Source organism: Mesorhizobium sp. M7A.F.Ca.CA.004.12.1.1 (assembly GCF_003997835.1).
Classification (GTDB): Bacteria; Pseudomonadota; Alphaproteobacteria; order Rhizobiales; family Rhizobiaceae; genus Mesorhizobium.
Genome location: NZ_RZRK01000649.1, coordinates 1 through 3,519, shown reverse-complemented (window position 1 = coordinate 3,519; position 3,519 = coordinate 1). Strand labels below are relative to the sequence as shown.

The 3,519-nt window shown below is 61.0% G+C and carries 5 protein-coding genes; 2 read left to right on the top strand and 3 right to left on the bottom strand.

What is annotated here, in order from left to right; translation table 11 throughout:
* Positions 1 to 413 (bottom strand): nucleoside-diphosphate kinase (gene ndk, locus EN984_RS26955; RefSeq protein ID WP_127384079.1); only part of this gene is annotated, 413 nt, incomplete at its 3' end.
* 372 nt (positions 414 to 785) lie between these two features.
* Here ndk and EN984_RS26950 point away from each other — a divergent pair.
* The gene (locus tag EN984_RS26950) at positions 786 to 1,043 is read left to right on the top strand and encodes a DUF2934 domain-containing protein (protein WP_127267615.1); all 258 of its coding nucleotides are present in this window, start codon (positions 786 to 788) and stop codon (positions 1,041 to 1,043) included.
* 16 nt (positions 1,044 to 1,059) lie between these two features.
* Here the strand turns inward: EN984_RS26950 and EN984_RS26945 are convergent, their stop codons facing one another.
* Positions 1,060 to 1,752, bottom strand: coding sequence for a glutathione S-transferase family protein (locus EN984_RS26945; RefSeq protein ID WP_127267614.1), 693 nt, complete (start codon positions 1,750 to 1,752; stop codon positions 1,060 to 1,062).
* A gap of 59 nt (positions 1,753 to 1,811) precedes the next feature.
* Here EN984_RS26945 and EN984_RS26940 point away from each other — a divergent pair, with 59 nt between their 5' ends.
* Positions 1,812 to 2,324, top strand: a complete 513-nt coding sequence (locus EN984_RS26940) for a DinB family protein (protein WP_013532473.1) — start codon at positions 1,812 to 1,814, stop codon at positions 2,322 to 2,324.
* A 110-nt stretch (positions 2,325 to 2,434) separates the two neighbouring features.
* Here EN984_RS26940 and EN984_RS26935 read toward each other — a convergent pair whose 3' ends face one another.
* Complete coding sequence (locus tag EN984_RS26935) at positions 2,435 to 3,394, bottom strand: LysR substrate-binding domain-containing protein (RefSeq protein WP_027037936.1); 960 nt, start codon at positions 3,392 to 3,394, stop codon at positions 2,435 to 2,437.
* Positions 3,395 to 3,519 lie beyond the last annotated feature (125 nt).

The following is a 3,519-nucleotide window of genomic DNA, read 5'->3' as shown; positions in this document are numbered from 1 at the left end:
ATCTCGGTGTCCGAGAACCAGTACTTGATCTCTTCTGCCGCGGTCTCCGGCGCGTCGGAGCCGTGCACCGAGTTTTCGCCGATCGACAGCGCGTGAACCTTGCGGATGGTACCTTCGGCGGCGTTGGCCGGGTTGGTGGCGCCCATCACTTCGCGGTTCCTGGCAATGGCGTTCTCGCCTTCCAGCACCTGGACGACGGTCGGTGCCGACGACATGAATTCAACCAGTTCGCCGAAGAAGGGGCGGTCCTTGTGGACGGCATAGAAGCCTTCCGCTTCGCGGCGGCTCATCCAGACCCGGCGCGAGGCGATGACGCGCAGGCCTGCCTCTTCCAGCATCCTGGTGATGGCACCAGTGAGATTGCGCCGGGTTGCGTCCGGCTTGATCATGGAAAATGTGCGTTCGAGCGCCATGGGTCGTCCTTGTCTGAGAATGGAATTGAGAGTGGCGGGCTCTATACAAGCCGCCCGGCCCATTGCCAAGGGGGGAGGCCAAAGGGGTGAGGCCAAAGGGGTGAGGGATGGTCCGCGAAGCGGACGGAAAGCCAATTGCTTGGCTTTCCGAGCGACGAACGGTGAAAGCCCGGTCCGCCTTCGGGCGGATTGAAAGGTCCAGTGGACCTTTCAAAGGGTTTGAACGCCCGAAGGGCAGGGAGCGATAGCGAAGGGCAGGCCGCTGCGCTTTTCTGTGCTCCCGAAGCCGAGATCAGACGGCTACACAGCAACGCGTTGCTTGCTATACTCGCGTGTCGGCGCCGCGCTGAGGTCGGGCCGTATGGAGACACCATGACCATGACAGACGATCGTCAGGAACGCATTCGCAACCGTGCGCACCAGATCTGGCTGCAAGAGGGCCAGCCGGCTGGACATCATGAGCGCCATTGGCATCAGGCGGCCGCCGATGTCGACCAGGAGGACGCCACGGGCAAGTCGGCAGCCAAAAAGCCAACCAGGAAGGCAGCTGGCGCAGGCAAGGCAAAGGCCGCCCCCAAGGAGGCAAAGGCTGCCACGAAGGCCGGCAAGCCAAAGAAGGCGGCCAAGTAAGTACTGCTTTACGGCGTCAAGCCGCGGCGGCGACCTTTCGTCCCAGACCGCCATGCAGGTCGAGGCAGCGGGCGAACCACTGCGCCACCACGTCGCCGTCGTCGAGCAGTTGGTAGGGCGAGGCTATGCGCGCCCATTGCAGGGCGCCGAAGACAATATAGTCGCTGAACAGCGGCGACGCGCCGCCGATGAATGGCTGATGGAAGAGCGTCGAGCGCAATGGCTCCAGCGAGGCTCTGAAATTGCCGAGCCCGGCCTCCCTGGCGGCCATCACCTCCTCCAGCTGTTTGCCAAGACGCTGCTCCCGGCTCTGGCGGAAATAGACGGCGTTTTCCGCGTCCTGCATGGCATGGAGGTCCATGATGGCCGCGGTGGTCACGTAGGGATGAATGGTCACTTGCGACCAGCGTTCGACGAAGCGCGCCATCGCCTTGCCGCCTTCACCGCCAAACAGCGTCGGCCGGTCCGGATAGGCCTCATCGAGATAGAGCGCGATATCGAAGGAATCCGCGAGGACTGTCTCGCCGTCGCGGATCACCGGAACGGTTTTCGAAACGCCGCCCTCGACAGCAGGCACCTCGAGAAAGCGCGTCGGTACGGTTGATATGTCGAGCCCCTTGTGGGCAAGCGCCATCACCACCTTCCAACAATGCGGGCTGAACGGACGTGTGGTGTCGCGTCCGACGAGATCATAGAGCAGAATGGTCATTGGCGGCGGCGTTCCTGCGGGTTAGGTAGGCCCCGCATCGACGTGAGCCGAGGGAAGCCATGAGACAGCATTTCATGATGTTTGCGGCCTATAATCAATGGGCCAACGGTCGCATCTATGATGCCGCCGCCGAACTCGATGATGAGGAATTCAACCGCGATGTCGGCGCCTTCTTCGGCTCGATGATGGGCACGCTCAACCACCTTTTGACGGCCGACCGGATCTGGATGAAGCGCTTCACCGGCGAGGGCGACGCGCCGACGACACTGGATGCCATCCTGCATCGGGGGTTGACCGGCCTGCGGGCGGCGCGTGAAGCCGAGGACAGGAGGATCATCGATTGGGTCGGCGGCCTCAATGACAAGGCGTTGACGGGCCGCTTCACCTACATGACCGTTTCGGACATGCGCACCGTCTCGCAAAGGCTGGCGCCGGCGCTGGATCATGTCTTCAACCACCAGACCCACCATCGCGGCCAGGCGCATACGATCCTGACCATCCTGGGACGGCCAAGCCTGGGGTTGGACCTGATGCTTTTTCAGCGGACCGAGGAGGGCAGAGCTTTCGCCTGATTCGGTGCCGTCCGAAGGTCGAAGAGCTTGCGCCTACTATCGCTGCATTTTGTGCTGCAGCATTGTCTTTGCATCAGAATTAGCCGGCACACCGGATACTTGCCCGAGATTCAGGCGGCCGTCGAAGCCTCGCCCCTGATTTCGCTGTCCAGTTGGCACTGCGTCAGAGCCGCTTCCGCCATCACCCACTGCTTGAACAACTGGACCTTGCGTGCGGCAAGGCCTCTCAGCGGGGAAACAAAATACCAACCAGCCGTGTTCGGGTGGTGGACGGCGAAGGGAGCCACCAGCCTTTCGGCGCGGATGTCGCTGGCCATATAGGCACGGTTGGCCACCGCAAAGCCCATCCCGGAATTGGCTGCCTCGTAGGACATCATGCACGAGTCGAAATAGATGCTCTTGGTCTCGCTGAGCACGAAGCTGGCGCCGGCGAAACCAAGCCAGGATTGCCAATTCTGGGTGCAGGTGTCGGAATGCAGCAGGGTGAAGTGCTTGAGGTCGTCCGGTGTCACTTTCGACAGCCGCTTATCGCCGAGAACTTCGTGGAACAGCTTGCGGCTGCACACCGGTGTCAGGTCTTCGCGAAACAGCAGATCGGATTGCAGCCCGTGAAAGTGACCGTCGCCATAACGGATTTCGAGATCGAATTCCGAGGCCGTGAACTCATGCGTAGCGTAGGAGGTCGAGACCCGCATCACGATATCGGGATATTGCTGCTGGAACAGCGGCAGGCGCGGAAACAGCCAGCGTGCCGCAAAGGTCGGCAGCACCGATATTTTTAGCACATGCTCCTGCGATTGCCCGGTCGCTTCCATGCTGGCGGCGACGATTCGCTCCAGCGCCTCGCGAACGCGCGAGACATAGGTCTCGCCCTCCGGCGTCAACGACACCGCATTGCCGCCGCGCTGGAAAATCTTGAAACGAAGCTGATCCTCAAGGCTTTTCACGCGCTGGCTGACCGCTGAAGCGGTAATAAACTGTTCTTCGCCGGCACGCGTGAAATTACCGTGCCTCGCAGCACTCTCCACGATTTTAAGCGAATTGAGGTTGACCTGACTGAGCAGACGCACGGTTTCGACCTTAAGCTTGGCTTACACTAGCACCAGCATTCCTAATTTTACAGGGGTGGGTGAATTAATCGACTGTTTACCAAGTGTTGCCCCCATCCTGGAGAAGTACAATGAACGCCCATACC